We start from the raw sequence: 15,999 nt of genomic DNA on the forward strand, positions 1-15,999 counted from the left end.
TTGTTGATGTTGGCGTAAAAACTCACATCTGAGCCATACACAGGCTCTGCTAATGTATAACTCAGTGAAAGGTCTAAACGGGTTTGTGCAGCCCAATATTCACCCATGCTGTCGTTTTCTGTGGTTGATAACCAATCATCACGATACTGATAATTTAATCGCGCAGAGAATAGGTCGTTTTCATAGTAAACAGAGCTGTTGAAAATCATGTCTGATGTGCCCGGTAAACTAAAGCTACTACCTGAAAGCGTGGTAAATTCACTGTCTAAGAGGGTTAGATTGGCAGAGAAACCAAAACCATCCCAACTTTCAGAAATAAAATCTCCGGCTTGGCCAATGAAGTTAAGCTCGATACCTTGGAAGTGACCTTCGTCACCATTAATAAACCCTGTGTATTTCCATTGTTCACCGGCAAATTCACTTCTGTAGTTACCTGCATCTACATAGGTCGTATCCGCGTAAATGACATCATCAATGTGTCGGTAGAAAGCGCCTACTGCAACAAGACTTGCATCGCCTGCATACCACTCTAATGTCATATCAGCACCATATGAAGACTCTGCCTCTAAGAACGGATTACCCCCCGAGATGGTTTGCTCTGTGGTATCAATCGATGCTGATGCGCGCCATTCATTGTAAGTAGGGCGGCTCATACCCGTTGAAAGTGCGGCTCTGAATTTAACTTGATCAGATAAATCAATATTTAAATTCACACTCGGTAATACTTCGGTGAAGGTATCAGAATGTTCTCCTTCTGGACCACTGCTGGTGTAGTCAGTACTTTCGATACGTACCCCACTGACTAAAGAACCCCATTTGAATTGGTTGGTCACCATGGCATAGGCGGTAGTGATGTTTTCATCAATATTAATTTTGCTGGCGTTATCGGGGGTGACCGTAAGACCACCTGATGCGCTTTCTAAATCTGCTCTAAGCTGTTTATTGTCGAAGTAAGTGCCGTTAATACTGTTTGTGAAATCCGTATGCCACGCTTGATTAGTTACATAGTTACTTGGGTCAATACCATAAAGTGATCCCATGCCACCATTTGTACCATAACCCTGTGCTTCACGCTGGTCATGGCCGAGGCCCATTTTAAAGGTGTTATTAAGCCCTGCGAAAGCAAAGTCAATTTCTGCGTCTAGTTTAAATTGCAGGCTATCAATCGATAACGCACTGCCGTAAACCAGCAGCATTTCGTAGCCATAGTCTATATCGTTAAGTGAAGTGCCTGGTGCAAGTGTGACAAGAGGGTCGTTAATATCTGTTACATCATAGCTTGCGACCGCCGTGCCATATAAACTGTAAGGTAGGGGTAAAAACACATCGTTTTCGGTTTTTGTGAAGTTTGTACGCGCTTCTAAAAACCAATCACCTAACTGGAGATCAGCACCGAGTGTGTTGGTCCATGTTGAGTTCTCATACAAACCATACTCTAAAGATCGGCTTACCATAGCAAGGCCTGTGCCTGTTTCACCAGCAGCTAGGTTGCTGCCCGCAGCTTCTGCTCCGCCTGCAAAATCAAATACATATTGGTTGCGCTCTTCATGATCTTGGAATTTACTGTATAGTGTGCTGAAGAAAAAACGGTTCATTGAATCGCTCGGACGATATTCAAATCGGCCACCATAGGCTTCGTCTTCACGTTTTACTTTATAGCTACGCATATCAAGTTCGTTAACAAGTAGCTCTGAATCCACTTGTTCTAAGTCGAATTCCCGGTTATCCGTGATTTGTTCTCGGCTGTTTTGTGATGCGAATAAACTAATGCCTACATTTTCGCCTGACCATGACGTTCGCACTGAAAACTTACTAATATCACCATCCCCTAATGCTTGATTACCTAAACCTACATCAGTGGCTAGTGAGAAACCTTCAACATCAAACGGGTTAAAAGTTTCGATATTAATAAAACCAGCAATCGATTCGCCTGGCATATCAGGCATAATTGCTTTATTGGCAGATAAACGACTAGTAATAACAGACGGGAAGCTATCAAAACGCGGAATACGGCCATTTTCAGCGCCAGGAATGGTCATGCCATCTATGGCAATTGTGGTGTAACGAAATGGTGCACCGCGAAAGTTTATATAGCGTGCTTGGCCTTGATCGCGTTCAATAGCAAGGCCTGGAACGCGACCTAATGAATCCGCTAAGTTTTGGTCAGGAAAGCGGCCAATGGTATCAGCAGCAACAATATCAACAAAGTTAGAGGCAGATTGCTTTGCCATAATAGCTGCTTTTTGGCTGTCTTTGATAGGGGATGCAACAGCAACGACTTCTTCTATTTCGTTATAGTCGTTTGTTTGTGCTGCATAGCTATACGACGATGAACAGGCAAGTACTACGCAAGCCGCTAATCGATTTCGAGCAAATGGTGTCACTTGAATACTCCGGGTTATTTTGGATGTTTTAAAAAGTTGGGCAAAGAATGGAATAGAAATATTGCAGTTTGGTTAAACCAGCTGCGATATAAAAAACAGGGATATCTTTTAAATTTTTGTATTTATTAAACAATGGGTTGGTAATTTTTAGAGATGTCTTTTTGGTTAATTTACTTAACCAAATAAGGGGACATGAAAAGTTAAATTTGATGTTTTTATGACAAATAAACTAACCTAATCGCTTTTCATAAGTTTGTAATACAAATGCTATAAATTAGTCATTTAAAAGACGCCTTTAACAATAAAAAATGCCACGTAATTTTGTTTTCACTATTTTAAGATTGCTTATTGCCTCACTGGTTTTACTGCCTGCCATGGTGTTTTTAAGCCAGCAAACAATTGAGCCTGTGGTTTTAAAAGAGCAATACAGTTACAGCTGCAAAGTAAAAAATACGAGTGGTAAAAAGCATTTTCATATTTATATGCCTACTAATTGGCAGGTTGAAGAGTTTGCGCAGACTTTATGCGACTCATTGCTAGCAAAGCAGAGTTTTGAAATAGTCACTGTGTCTTGGCAGCCTAGAGAAATGCTCAGTACAGAACAGTTACTCAGTGACAATTATGCGCTTTTTCTAAATCGTGATTATGCCTTAAGTGGTCTTCTGCCAAATTGGGATGATTTTTATACAGCAATATTAAGCTTGCCAAGTTATCAGATTTCGTGGTTTTCACATCAAGACAATATGCAGCTTTCAGCAAATTCATTAAAGAATAAACGAATAGGTTTACTCGAAGACAAGCGCAGTGAGTCTGGTTATTTAGCACCAATGAGTGAATTAAAACAGTTTGGTCATGGGCTTGATAATGCACAATTGGTTTTTTACCCCAATAGAGAAAGTTTGGTTAATGATTTCTTGGCAGAAAAACTCGATATTATTCCCAGTGTCGGTCACCATGGGCAATTAAAGCGTTGGCCAGCTTCAAAAACACAGCCTTTAAAGCATGTTTCATCAACCTTATCTTGGTACCTTAATGATCAATATGCTGATTTAGCGCCGCCCCTTGTAACCTACTTACAGCAATATCAGTCAAGGTTGTTAAAGGTTCATACCACGCATCCTTATAGTCTCGATAAGGGGCTAAGATGAATTACTTAAAAGTCCTTGTATTATTTTTAATTATTTTTGTTGGGCTGATTTATTTATCTGGGCAAAATGCTAAGCAGCAACTAATGATGACACTTGCAGAGCAGCTTCCTCAGGTTGTTAACCCTTCACTCAATAATGCCATAGATGAAAACCAAGAACTTTCGCGCATGAGTCACTCACTATTAGATGATTTGCATGACATTACTTTTGTATCAAAGCTACCGGGTGATTTAGTTGCTTCTTTGACTGTGACTGAATTAAACCTAAGTAAAATACAGCTCTCAGGAAGTAACACACTTAACTGGCAATTTGGTAATCACGCACTCTATGCAAGCATTGATAGCTCAGTTAACTTTAACTATTGGCTGGTGGCTTTTTGGGCAGGCGCATTTACTGCAGTAGGTCTACTTATTGATTATATGTTCAAGCTTATATTTATGCTCCAGACTAACAGGCAAAAAGTACCTATACCCGATCAAGTAATGACTGCGGAATATAAGTTAAGCACAGCTATTGAAGAGTCGCGCTGGTTTGATGCTTTAGAGCAACAGGGTTTAATAAAGGGTTTAACGGCACAGCAAGAATTACAATTGGCATCGCTTAAAGAGCAGCAACAATGTTGGTTTAGCATAGCGCTAAAGCAAGGTTTAAACATTAAACAAGCACTACAAGCAGCAGAGGCTGATGATGCGTTATGCTTTGACTTAGCAAATCAACAAGTGATTATCCATGGAGTACCTATCCGGCTTTCAAAGACACCTTTACTTTATTATTTTTGGTATGCAAAAAGAAAGTTTGAAGCCGAGCTAGCTTATTTAAATCCGCCACAGGGTAAGCCTGATCATAAAAATGGCCAGCAGCTAGCCAAATTAATGCGGCAGTATGGTGGTCACCAAAAAGCGATACGTGATCTTGATGAAGGCTTAAAAGGCAAAACCTTAGATCAAAACCGCAATAAAATTAAAACTGAGCTGCAACGCGTGCTTGAAGGATTGGCATGTGATTATCTTTTTGATAGTGAAAGGGACGAGCGAACTGCTCGCTATCGTTATAGCTTGAAGTTACCAGCGTCTAAATTAAAGCTTGGCCCGTAGTTTTAACCTAGTAATTTGTTTTCTAACTCATAACTATTGCGCGAAATGAAATATTAGTTAGCCTTTAATGATTCATTGAAGGAGTGAAACTATGTTTAAGCGTAAAATAATAACAACAACGGGTGCTTTGTTTAGCTCATCGCTGTTATTGATCTCGGCAGCTCATGCCACAACACCTCAACATAAAGATCAACAAGCTTTGCATGATATTGCAAATGCCGTTTCTAAAAAACGTATAGAGCAAGATATTCAAACGCTGGTTGATTTTGGCACTCGCCATACTCTATCTGAGACGAAATCAAATACGCGTGGTATTGGTGCTGCAAGACGTTGGATCAAGTCTGAGTTTGAGGCGATTTCTAAAGCCTGCGGTAACTGCCTAGAAATCATTGAAGTAAAAGACACTATTTCCGGTGAAAAGCGTATTCCAAACCCTGTTGAAGTTGTCAATATTGTGGCTATTCAGCGCGGTCAAGTTGATGCGGATCGTATGGTTATGATGTCGGGTGATATTGACTCGAGAGTGTCTGATGTAATGGACTTTACCTCAGATGCGCCAGGGGCTAACGATAATGCATCTGGTGTGGCTGGCGTGCTGGAATCGGCGCGAGTTTTATCGAAGTATAAATTTAATGGCTCAATTGTTTATGCAGCTTTATCTGGTGAAGAGCAAGGCTTGTTTGGCGGTAAAATATTAGCTAAATATGCACAAGAGCATAACTGGCGTGTTCATGGTGTTTTAAACAACGACATGATTGGTAATACAACCGGCATTAATGGGGTCACAGATAACACAACTGCACGTATCTTTTCTGAAGGTACACGCGTTATTGAAACCAAAGAGCAAGCCCATAAACGCCGTTTTACAGGTGGTGAAGTTGACTCTGCAAGTCGTAACCTAGCGCGTTACATAGATACAATTGCAGATCGCTACATTGAGAATCTGGATACCATGTTGGTATATCGACTCGATCGTTTTGGTCGAGGAGGGCATCACCGTCCATTTAACGATGTTGGCTTTGCAGCTGTGCGTATAATGGAAACCAACGAAAACTATAATCAACAGCATCAAGACTTGCGTACTGAAAATGGTATTACCTACGGTGACACCATTGACCATGTAGATTTTGCCTATGCGGCAAAGTTAACGTCACTTAATGCAGTGACAATGGCTTCAATGGCATGGGCTCCAGCGCCACCAACGGGCGTTAGTATTTCAGGTGCAGTAAAGCCAAGTACAACATTAGCGTGGCATAAAAGTGATGATCCGACGGTGGTCAGTTATAAAGTCTATTGGTGTTACACGAGTGAACCACAATGGCAATTTAGCCGCGATGTTGGTACTGTAACCGAAGCAACCCTAAAAAATGTTGTTATCGATAACTACTATTTTGGTGTTGCCGCTGTAAACAAAGACGGTATTGAATCACCGGTTGTATTTCCTGGTGATGTTGGCGCGTTTGAATGGCCAGACAAATCAACTAAATAGGAATTGTAAGGTCATAGCGGACACCACCCAGTTCGCTATGAGCTGCAGTAATATGCCAGTTATGGGCTTCGACAATTTGTTTTACTATCGCAAGCCCAATTCCTGAACCTGACTGTTTCACTGTTTTTAAGTCTGGCACTCTATAAAGGTGGTCAAAAATTTTTGCTAAGCCCTCATCGCTGACGCCAGGGGCTGAATCTTTATAGCAGATTAAGAGCTGAGTTTGGTTTTGGCTAATCCTCAAATTAATCTTACCAGGGTGATTTGTGTACTTAAGCGAATTACTGATTAAGTTTGCAAATAACTGTGAAAGCCGTGTTGCATCGCACTCAAAGTTTAATTCATCAGCCACATTTTGTGTAAACCCCACTTCAAATTTATCAAGCTGGATTGCCATATCTGCGTGTAAGCTTTGGAAGTACTCCGCCGCATTAATTGTTGTTACGTTGAGCTGAAAGCTGCTTTGTTCTAAAAGTGAAATTTTATTTAAATCAGTCACTAAAGTTGCCATATCAGTGATTTTTTGGTTGAGCTTTTCGTATGTAAGCTCATTAAATTGAGTTAAGCCTGCTTGGAGCGTTTCAAGGTTTAAGCGCAACCCGGTTAATGGACCACTTAACTCGTGAGCAACTTGTGATAATAACTTACTACGTTGGCTGATTTGTTTATCCAGATAATTTCGGCGCTGTTCAATAAGCTGTTTTCTTTGTCTTATTCGCAATAAAGCAATGCCCATTACAGCTAAAAGCAGGCTAAATAATAAAATGCTGTATAAGATAGTTTGGCGTTGTGAGGCAATTGCTTGGCTTTTTTCATTGTCTTGGAGTTTTAAATCTTGAATGGCCAAATCGCGGTCGCGCATCGCAATGGAATTTTGCAGCTCCGCTAAACGCTGGTTGTAGTTGTTGCGGGCAAAGCCTTTTTCAAGCTGTGTAATAGCACGTTGATACGACAATGCTTGTTTGTAATCACCTTGTTGTTCTGCCACAGTGATCAAATGTTCTAGGGCTGTGATTTGCTTTTGCAGTTTATTTTTTTGGTTGCTTAACTTGTAGGCTTGCTCAGCATAATGTTTAGCTTGTTCGTGCTCAGTAGAGCCAATGTATAGCTTTGCTAATGTGAGTAATACATCAATATATAAGTGATCGTCTTGCTTGAGTTCAGTGATCACTTGTTTTTCAATGGTTAATGCTTGAGTTGCTTTATCTATTTCGAGCAAATTTATCGCAATATTATGGTTTGCCCAGGCAGTATTTCGTGTGCTGTTATAACTTGCGAACACCTGTTGAGCCTCTTGTGCGTATTCAAGTGCTGCATTATATTTTTTTAGGCCATATTCGCATTGGGAAAGCTTAACTAAACTATGTCCGATATCAGAAAGTGAACCCGTTTGCCTATCAAAACTAAGGGCAGTAATAAACTCGCTCTTTGCTTTTTTGTATTGTTCTAAATCTAAATAACTTTGAGCAATTGAATAACTTATGCCTGCTTGTAATGAGATAGACGGCGACATCTGTTGAATAACTTCACGGCGTTTTAGCTTATATTCGAGTGCAAGCGTTAAGCGGTCTAACTGTTCAAGGTTACGCGAATAACCATGATAGAGCATTTCTTTTTGTTTTAAGGTTAATTCGCGATTGTTGTCGTGAATATACACTTCAAGCAAGTTTAGGGCTGCTTGATACTCGCCAGCATTATGATAAGCACTGACAAGACTCGCCACGGCATCAATTTCATAATGGGTAAGTTGTAAGCGCTGAAATAGGGCGACATTTTGTTGCGATAAATAAATTGCGGTTTCTAAGTCACTTTTTCTATATGCCAACCGCGCTTTCGCTAGATACAACTCGCTGTAAGTGGGGGAGTCATTTTTGTATTTTGAGCCCGCTTCAAGTTCATCAATGATAGTTTGCGCTTGTTGAAATTGGCCGAGGTGTATATGAACGTGAATTAATCTAACGTTAAAACTTACTTGTTCTATAAGGCTTGCAGACTCAATAAGCTTTTTATCGATGGCTTTTAAATAGTCATATCGTTTTTGGTAGTCACTGATTGTTCTGGCTTCATCAATGTTTTGTTGCAGTGTTGATGCAAAAGCACTGTTCATTGATAAGGCAAAGTACAGAATTACAGAGGCTTTAAGTTTCATAGTGGGGTTTATTATTATTTTTATTCCTAACTAGTCTAGCATGCCATTCTTTTAAGTGGGAATGATTTGCTTTTATAGCTAAAAAGAATTGCATTATGCAACTATGCCTCTTGCATCTTGCAAATACTCAGTCTGATTTTTCATAACACCTTGTTATAGCGTGAGTTATATTTTGGAATGGTTACTGCTTTGAGTAATAACACATCCACAGGAGAGTGTAATTATGAAAAGTAACATACCCGCTTATCTAATAACCGCACTTGCAACAGGCTTTGTAAGTGCTGCACCATTTGAACAGTGCCCAAGTAAAGCATTTTTGATTCAAGGTTCGCCTGCGCAAATGTTTGGCGTTGACCTAGTTTCTGCCAAAACCACCGTGCTTGCAGCGTCAATGGATTTTACAACAGAGGCGAATAACGACAGCGTAAATGCGGTTGGCTTTAATTATCAAGACCAGTACATGTATGGCTTTAGCAAACAAGCCCCGAGAAGTGTTGTACGTATTGGTGACGATTATGTTTTACAACGTTTAATTGTAAATGGTCTACCAGATACCAATTTTTATGTTGGTGATATTCATGTGAATAGTGAAACTAATCAGGCGGTTTACTATTTATACCACCCTAAATTTGGTTTATATGGCATTGATTTAACTGAAGAGGCCGACGAGTACCAGGCTCAATTAGTTGCAGGCTCAGCAAGCTGGAATTTAGCTATTTATGATTTTGCTTTTCATCCACATAGCAATCTTTTGTATGCGGTTGAGTCAAACGGCGACCTGTATGAAATCAACTTAGATAATCAGACACCCACTTTTATAGCAAACCTCGACATAGCCGGCGATACTGGCGCTAATGGTGCTGGTTATTTTGATGTACAAGGTCAGTTTTATTTTAGTAATAACCGCAGCGGTAAAATCCATAAAGTAGATTTAAGCACCAGCCCTGTGGTTGGTTATACACCTACCGCAGCAGTTTTCACCTTAGGGCCAACATCGAATCAAAATGATGGTGCACGCTGTGCTATTGCGGAAGTAAAAGTAACTGATAACTCAATCGACTTTGGCGATGCACCTATGCCATATAAAACAGCGCTTGCTGATAGTGGTGCCCGCCATCTGTTTGACCCTAATGAAGACCAATCAAATTTAGTTTATTTAGGGGCCGTTGTTGATGGTGAAAATATTAACACTCCGGCAGATTTACAGGCTTCACCCGTCGATAGCTCAGATGATGGTGTTAAATTTGTAACTGATTTTGTTGCAGGCTCTACCAGCCAGATAATTGTGACCGCTCCTAATGATAATGGTTATTTATATGCTTGGTTCGATTGGGATCAAAATTTTCAGTTTGATCCAGACGAAATCACAGTGAGCAAATACCGCTTAAATCAAGGTGATAACAGTGTGCTGGTTGATGTACCGAGTGATGCAGTGATGGGAGCAACATGGGCACGCTTTCGTGTCACAGATGGCAGCGAGTCTAACCCAATTACCGCAAGTGGTGGGGTAACAGGCGGCGAAGTCGAGGATTACCCGGTAACAACATATGGCAGCTTGGCATATCCAAGTGAGAACGGCTGGGTAACCCTTGCCTATGAAGATCAATGGCCTTTTGCTGGTGATTATGACTTTAACGATTTAGTTGTAAATTACCGTACTACATTGATTGATAAAGAAGGCCAGGCCATTGGCTACAAAATAGAAGGTGAGTTGGTTGGAATTGGTGCTGATTTTCATAATGGCTTTGCAGTTCGGTTGTATCAAACGATAGCCGATGATGTTGATAAAAGAATATTAAGAAGTCAGATAGATACAAATTCAATTAATTTAACGATAAATGGCGAAACACAATCACATTCTATATTAGAACAAGGGGTTGAAGATGCTATTTTCATTATCATGCCAGACACTTGGGATTATGCAGATAAGCAGTCAAGTTGTAGTTATTTTAGAACTGAAACAGGCTGTGATACCAACAGCAAAGTTTCGTTTAGTTTAACCGTTTCACTTCAAAGTGGAGTGACCACAATTGAAGCGCCAAAATATACTTTAGACCCATTTATTTTCGCGGCTCAAGATCACTACCATGGTGAGTTTTTAGTTGGACAAAACCCACGTGGTTGGGAAGTTCATATTAAGAATCAACAACCAACCGAAAAATTTAATTCACAGTTATTTTCAATCACTGACTCTGATGATGCCAGTAATAGTGCTCAAAGTTATTATTTCCAAACTGAAACTGGTCTACCTTGGGCAATGGAGATTGGCAGTGCATGGGCGCATCCAAAAGAGAGTGTTGATATAACACATGCGTATAGTGACTTTAGAGCATTTGCTGAATCAGAGGGACGGGAAAAGCCGCTTTGGTTTAATAATGCAAAACTTGCAAATGTTATTCTACGAGGAGAATAGTCATGAAACATTATACTTTATTAATCATTAGCTTAATGTTAACTGCGTGTGGTGGCGGTGGAGAAGGTAGCTCTTCAACTGAAGCGGTAAGCACAACTGCTACACAGACACCCACCACAAGCACGCCGCCACCAGAAACAACACCTCCTGACACGAGTGTGGAAACAGAGACAATGGCTGACCTAACGATTGCTCCTCAATTTGATTTAAGTAGTAAGATAGAACTAAACATAGATGTTGATTTGAACATGGGTGATAGCAGAGCGTATTTAAATATCTGCTTGAAAGGCGATGATAATAAGGCTGATTACAATCAATGCTTATTGCGGGCACCTCTAAAACAAAGCAAATTAACGTCGACTGTGATGCTGGCAAATAGTGCCTTAGAGCTTGTGGCAGAAGTTTGGTTTTATGATTCTCAAAATGAACCACTGCGTTTTGAGTGGCAATATGATGGGGAGCAATCAGCGGTGTTCACTATTCGTTAAACATGAGTGATCGATATTATGTCTTAGTCAGTTTAATTCTAATAGACTGAATATTTTCAACAGCTTGAAAGAGGATTTTGTAATGCAATATATCGAAGAGGTACTGCAATCAGTTAAAGAGTCTAATCCAAATGAGCCTGAGTTTTATCAAGCTGTTGAAGAAGTGCTTTCATCAATAAATCAGGTAGTAGAAGGGAATAATGAATATCAACAGCAGGCAATTCTAGAGCGGTTAGTTGAGCCTGAAAGGCAAGCAATATTCAGGGTTCCTTGGCTTGATGATGACGGCAAAGTGCAAGTTAACCGTGGTTTTAGAATCGAATTCAGCTCGGCGCTTGGCCCTTATAAGGGGGGCTTGAGGTTCCATCCGAGTGTCAATCAAAGTGTGGTGAAGTTCTTAGGCTTTGAGCAAGTTTTGAAAAATGCACTCACAGGTTTGCCATTAGGAGGCGCTAAAGGCGGTGCTGACTTTAATCCTAAAGGAAAAAGTGACAATGAAATTATGCGTTTCTGTCAGTCATATATGACTGAACTCTATCGTCACATAGGTGCTAACACAGATGTTCCTGCTGGTGATATTGGCGTTGGGGCGAGAGAAATTGGTTATTTATTTGGTCAATATAAACGGATAACTAATCAATTTGAAGGGGTGTTAACTGGCAAGCCTGAGATTATGGGGGGGTCTTCACTGAGAACCGAAGCTACTGGCTATGGTGTTGCATATTTTTTAAGTGCCATGCTAGATGCTGAAGGCGATTCTTTAAGAGGTAAGCGATGCCTAGTTTCTGGTGCTGGTAACGTAGCATTGTATTTGATGGAAAAGCTTGACCAATACGATGCTGTTATTCTTAGCTGTAGTGATTCAAAAGGGACCTTGTATTGTAAAGATGGGCTTGATGTGGCTCTCGTAAAACACTTAAAAAATGAACAAGGTGCTGAGCTTAGGGATTATTTGAATGAGCACAAAGATGCTGAGTTTACGCCAGTGAATCAATATCCTAACGAAGGACATCAAGTGTGGCGATATGAGGCAGATATTGCACTTCCTTGTGCAACTCAAAATGAAATTACCGAAAAAGATGCTGAAGCTTTGGTTGAAAATGGCTGCTCTGTTGTATGCGAGGGTGCAAACATGCCGACCACAGCTGATGCGTTAAAAGTGTTTAAAGACAACGATGTATTTTTAGGGCCAAGTAAGGCTGCAAATGCTGGTGGAGTTGCTACCAGTCAATTTGAAATGGCTCAAAATGCCAGTATGCAAAAGTGGCGAGCTGAGCAAGTTGATGAGAAACTTCAACAAGTTATGAAGTCTATTTTCGATACAATTTCAGTTACTGCCAAGCAGTACTCTCATGAACACGACTTGGTACTTGGTGCGAATATAGCGGGGTTTGAACGAGTTGCAGATGCTATGTTAAAACAGGGTGTAGTGTAACGTTTCGAATTAAAGAGACATCCATTTTTATAAAAAGACACCCAATTTAGTAGTTAAAAGCTAGATAGCCACAGCTTTTGGTTGAGTTCATTTTGTATTTAAATGATGTTTGGTTCTTTTACATTACTTAGATTTAAAGGTAGGTTATTTAGTTTTAGATAAAGTTATTTTCAGAACGTAGACGTTTTCTATTTATTTAAAATAGATAAATAAAAGTAGTAAATGAAATGTTTAAGTGTTTAGCAAAACAGAGCTTGGCATTTAGTTATTGAGCTTCTTCTCTTTCGTTTCAGGTGTTTTGCATACTCAGTTATAGCTTGCTCTTTACCCGCTGTATTTTTAAACGAGCGGGTAAAGGAAGTGGTGAGTGTGAGCCAGTTTTCAGTACAGATGTTTAATCTTTCAAGTATTGGTAATGCCTCTTTTGGGATTTTCCCAGGTTTATCTATTCGCATAGAGCGCCCAGTCCAATCTACAAGTTGCAGGTATGTTTTAAGCTCAAATGGTAGTCCCTTAGGCATATGTTTTCGTGGTTTACCTGCAAAGCGCATAAGTGATTTCGGTTGCTTATTATTTTGAGTTAACTGAATTCGGGCTTTAATACTGGTGTAGTCAGATTCTTCTGGTAAATCAGCCGCTTTTGCTCTAACAGGATTTAAATCTACATAAGCGAGGCAAGCTGCAAGTGCTGCTTCATCAAGTAAAGCCTGTGATTTAAAGCGACCTTCCCAAAATCGACCTTTACATTCATCCTCTAGATTCGCTTTTCGTGCAATACTTTCATTAAGCACGCGCATAAACCAACTAATGCTGCTGAGCCGTTCTCGATATAAATTTACTCTGGTATTAACCGCAGCGTGTTCAGGTTGTGTTAGCAATTCGCCATTTAAGAACCGTTGGCAAAGGAATGTACTTTTAAATAACTTGTGCCACCTAATCAGAATCGCTTTATTATTTAGACGCTTAGCTTTTGCTATATCAATGTGCAGGACTAAATGAGTGTGATTACTCATTACAGCGTAGGCACAAATATCAATACAAAATATCCTGCCAAGTTGAAGTAGTTTCTTTTCAACCCAATCCCGCCGGTGTTCATACGAACGACCCGTCAGTGGGTCTTGCCCGCACAAATAAGCGCGACGAACGCAGCGTGAAATACAATGATAGTAAGGCGTGTTTGAAACGCTAATCAAGTTTCTACGTGGGGTTGCCATGCTCTTCTCCTCCATGAGTTGAACAATTTAAGTTTAGTCATAATTTTGTGAAGTGAGAAATATTAAGTTGGGTGTCTAGTTAAATTTATTCTTAATATATGAAGCTCGGTTAACTCCTTAAATAAATATGGGCGTCTTAATTTAAAATGGGTGTCTTAATATCTTTTCATAATATGGGTGTCTGAATAATTTCAACCAAGCTCCGCGGTGCTGAGCTTGGTTGAAATTTGGGTGTATTTTTGCAAGTAAATGATTACGAGAAGGCTTTTTCGCTTAGGAGTTCTTGCATTTGTTCGCGCATTTTAAATTTTTGAAGTTTGCCTGTCACTGTCATAGGGTATTCTTCAACAAAGCGGATGTGCTTTGGTACTTTGAAGTAGGCTAGTTTATCTTTTAAGAAATCACGAATGTCATTTTCATCAAGCACTGCATCATCTTTAGGTTGGATCCAGGCACATACTTCTTCGCCGTATTTGTCATCGCTAATACCAAATATAGCCGCATCTTGAATACCAGAGTAGGTGTAGAGAACTTCTTCTATTTCTCTTGGGTAGATGTTTTCACCACCGCGGATGATCATGTCTTTTATTCGACCAACAATAGCAACAAAGCCATCTTCGTCCATCACACCTAAGTCACCAGAATGTAACCAACCGTCTTGATCAATTGTTGCTTTCGTTTTCTCTTCATCATTCCAATAGCAGCGCATAATTCCAGCACCACGACTACATACTTCACCCGGTATGCCAACTTTTTGAATATTACCCAGCTCGTCGATAATTTTCACTTCAGTATGGGCTAATGCACGGCCCACTGTGGTAACTTGTTTTTCGAGAGGCGAGTCTGTTTCGGTCACGTTATTGATAGGGCTACACTCAGTTTGGCCATAACCAATTACAACTTCTTTCATATGCATTAATGAGTGAACTTTACGCATAACTTGCTCAGGGCAGGTTGAGCCGGCCATTACGCCTGTTCGTAGGCTAGATAAGTCATAGTTTGCAAAATCTTTAAGCTCTAACTCGGCGATAAACATCGTTGGAACACCATGTAGGCCTGTACAGCGTTCTTTTTCAACAACTTCAAGGGTTGTTTTTGGGTCGAATGAATCACTCGGGAAAACTGCGGTAGCACCTTTACTTATACATACTAAATTGCCAAGCACCATACCAAAGCAGTGATATAGCGGTACCGGTATACAGAGTTTATCTTCATGTGTCAGCTTCATCGCTTGCGCCATCAAAAATCCGTTATTGAGAATGTTTTTATGGGATAAGGTGGCACCTTTTGGGTTACCCGTAGTACCAGAAGTAAATTGAATATTGATATCTTGGTCACAGCTTAAAGTAGCAGCAATTGCATCAAGTTCGAGTTTATGGGCATCTGTAGCGCGCTGCATGATATCGCTAAAGCTAAACATGCCAGCAGCAGGCTCATCTCCAATACGAATTATATTTTTTAGGTGTGGCAGGGCGTTTAAATTTAATTTACCTGCATGTGAATCTTTAAGTTCCGGTGCGAGCTCATTGAGCATGCTTATATAATTACTAGCTTTAAATTCACTTGCTGTGATAAGTGTTGAACACTCAACACTATTGAGGGCGTATTTCAATTCGCTTGGTCGATATGCAGGGTTAATGCACACCATGATTGCACCAATTTTAGCTGTAGCAAATTGAGTTAAACACCATTCGATATTATTAGGTGACCAAATACCAACCCGATCGCCAGGTTTTACGCCAAGTGATAATAACCCCATTGCTAACTGGTTAATCTGCTGCTGGTATTGTCTATAGGTTAATCGGATCTGTTGATGATGAACCACAATTGCGGGGTGATCAGGGTGATTGTCGACAATGTTATCAAGGTATTGTCCAATTGTTTGTTCTATCAATGGAATGTCTGTACGGCCTTGATAATAGCTTTGAGTAAGTGGAAGCGCATTACAGTGTGTGTTCTTTGTCTGCATTGTATTCTCCGTGTCCGGTTAATTTGTTGTCATGGACTTGATGCAAAAGAATTGAAACAATCATTTAGGATGATTTCAAAACATGCGTACCTGATTAACTAAACATAGATTGTCGACAAAGAAAAGCTTTATAAGACTAATGTACAGAGTGTAATTTTAATAAAGCAGAATAAAGAATGGGTTTTGAGGTATAAAAAAACGTGCCGTAGCACGTTC

10 protein-coding genes are annotated in these 15,999 nt (G+C 40.1%); 6 read left to right on the plus strand and 4 right to left on the minus strand.

Translation table 11 applies throughout. The annotated features are described in order from the left end of the window. On the minus strand, nucleotides 1-2,384 hold a 2,384-nt coding region (locus tag AUR67_RS08490; protein ID WP_058584941.1), incomplete at its 3' end, for a TonB-dependent receptor. A gap of 308 nt (nucleotides 2,385-2,692) precedes the next feature. Here AUR67_RS08490 and AUR67_RS08495 point away from each other — a divergent pair. The 3 genes from AUR67_RS08495 to AUR67_RS08505 all read left to right on the plus strand — a co-directional run bounded on the left by AUR67_RS08495 (nucleotide 2,693) and on the right by AUR67_RS08505 (nucleotide 6,115). Then, complete coding sequence (locus AUR67_RS08495) at nucleotides 2,693-3,532, plus strand: hypothetical protein (RefSeq protein WP_058584942.1); 840 nt, start codon at nucleotides 2,693-2,695, stop codon at nucleotides 3,530-3,532. Beyond that, nucleotides 3,529-4,626, plus strand: a complete 1,098-nt coding sequence (locus tag AUR67_RS08500; protein WP_058584943.1) for a hypothetical protein — start codon at nucleotides 3,529-3,531, stop codon at nucleotides 4,624-4,626. The genes AUR67_RS08495 and AUR67_RS08500 overlap by 4 nt, the downstream gene beginning before the upstream one ends. Before the next feature lie 91 nt (nucleotides 4,627-4,717). After that, nucleotides 4,718-6,115, plus strand: coding sequence for a M28 family metallopeptidase (locus tag AUR67_RS08505; RefSeq protein ID WP_058584944.1), 1,398 nt, complete (start codon nucleotides 4,718-4,720; stop codon nucleotides 6,113-6,115). Here AUR67_RS08505 and AUR67_RS08510 read toward each other — a convergent pair. Beyond that, complete coding sequence (locus AUR67_RS08510; protein WP_058584945.1) at nucleotides 6,108-8,264, minus strand: ATP-binding protein; 2,157 nt, start codon at nucleotides 8,262-8,264, stop codon at nucleotides 6,108-6,110. The two genes, AUR67_RS08505 and AUR67_RS08510, sit on opposite strands and share 8 nt — an antisense overlap. Before the next feature lie 223 nt (nucleotides 8,265-8,487). On the opposite strand from AUR67_RS08510, the gene AUR67_RS08515 reads away from it, so the two are divergent. From AUR67_RS08515 to gdhA, 3 genes are all read left to right on the plus strand, one after another. Continuing rightward, a complete protein-coding gene (locus tag AUR67_RS08515) occupies nucleotides 8,488-10,677 on the plus strand; it encodes an LruC domain-containing protein (protein ID WP_058584946.1) in 2,190 nt (729 codons plus the stop codon). A gap of 2 nt (nucleotides 10,678-10,679) precedes the next feature. Next, complete coding sequence (locus AUR67_RS08520) at nucleotides 10,680-11,165, plus strand: hypothetical protein (protein ID WP_058584947.1); 486 nt, start codon at nucleotides 10,680-10,682, stop codon at nucleotides 11,163-11,165. Between the two features lie 82 nt (nucleotides 11,166-11,247). Then, nucleotides 11,248-12,600 carry an NADP-specific glutamate dehydrogenase gene (gdhA, locus tag AUR67_RS08525; RefSeq protein WP_058584948.1) on the plus strand — a complete coding sequence of 451 codons (1,353 nt, stop codon included), beginning with the start codon at nucleotides 11,248-11,250 and terminating at the stop codon, nucleotides 12,598-12,600. A gap of 239 nt (nucleotides 12,601-12,839) precedes the next feature. Here gdhA and AUR67_RS08530 read toward each other — a convergent pair whose 3' ends face one another. Both AUR67_RS08530 and AUR67_RS08535 read right to left on the minus strand, forming a co-directional pair. Continuing rightward, nucleotides 12,840-13,814 (minus strand): transposase, encoded by a 975-nt coding sequence (locus tag AUR67_RS08530; protein ID WP_058584949.1) that lies wholly within the window; start codon nucleotides 13,812-13,814, stop codon nucleotides 12,840-12,842. A 253-nt stretch (nucleotides 13,815-14,067) separates the two neighbouring features. Next, nucleotides 14,068-15,783: an AMP-binding protein gene (locus tag AUR67_RS08535; RefSeq protein ID WP_058584950.1), complete on the minus strand. Its 1,716-nt coding sequence runs from the start codon at nucleotides 15,781-15,783 to the stop codon at nucleotides 14,068-14,070. Nucleotides 15,784-15,999: the final 216 nt, after the last annotated feature.

The sequence above is a fragment of the Pseudoalteromonas sp. XI10 genome (genome assembly GCF_001469895.1).
Classification (GTDB): Bacteria; Pseudomonadota; Gammaproteobacteria; order Enterobacterales; family Alteromonadaceae; genus Pseudoalteromonas.

Coding starts and splice junctions, on each gene's coding strand:
- AUR67_RS08495 (WP_058584942.1), top strand. CDS start 2,693: ATGCCACGTAATTTTGTTTTCACTATTTTAAGATTGCTTATTGCCTCA.
- AUR67_RS08500 (WP_058584943.1), top strand. CDS start 3,529: ATGAATTACTTAAAAGTCCTTGTATTATTTTTAATTATTTTTGTTGGG.
- AUR67_RS08505 (WP_058584944.1), top strand. CDS start 4,718: ATGTTTAAGCGTAAAATAATAACAACAACGGGTGCTTTGTTTAGCTCA.
- AUR67_RS08510 (WP_058584945.1), bottom strand. CDS start 8,264: ATGAAACTTAAAGCCTCTGTAATTCTGTACTTTGCCTTATCAATGAAC.
- AUR67_RS08515 (WP_058584946.1), top strand. CDS start 8,488: ATGAAAAGTAACATACCCGCTTATCTAATAACCGCACTTGCAACAGGC.
- AUR67_RS08520 (WP_058584947.1), top strand. CDS start 10,680: ATGAAACATTATACTTTATTAATCATTAGCTTAATGTTAACTGCGTGT.
- gdhA (WP_058584948.1), top strand. CDS start 11,248: ATGCAATATATCGAAGAGGTACTGCAATCAGTTAAAGAGTCTAATCCA.
- AUR67_RS08530 (WP_058584949.1), bottom strand. CDS start 13,814: ATGGCAACCCCACGTAGAAACTTGATTAGCGTTTCAAACACGCCTTAC.
- AUR67_RS08535 (WP_058584950.1), bottom strand. CDS start 15,783: ATGCAGACAAAGAACACACACTGTAATGCGCTTCCACTTACTCAAAGC.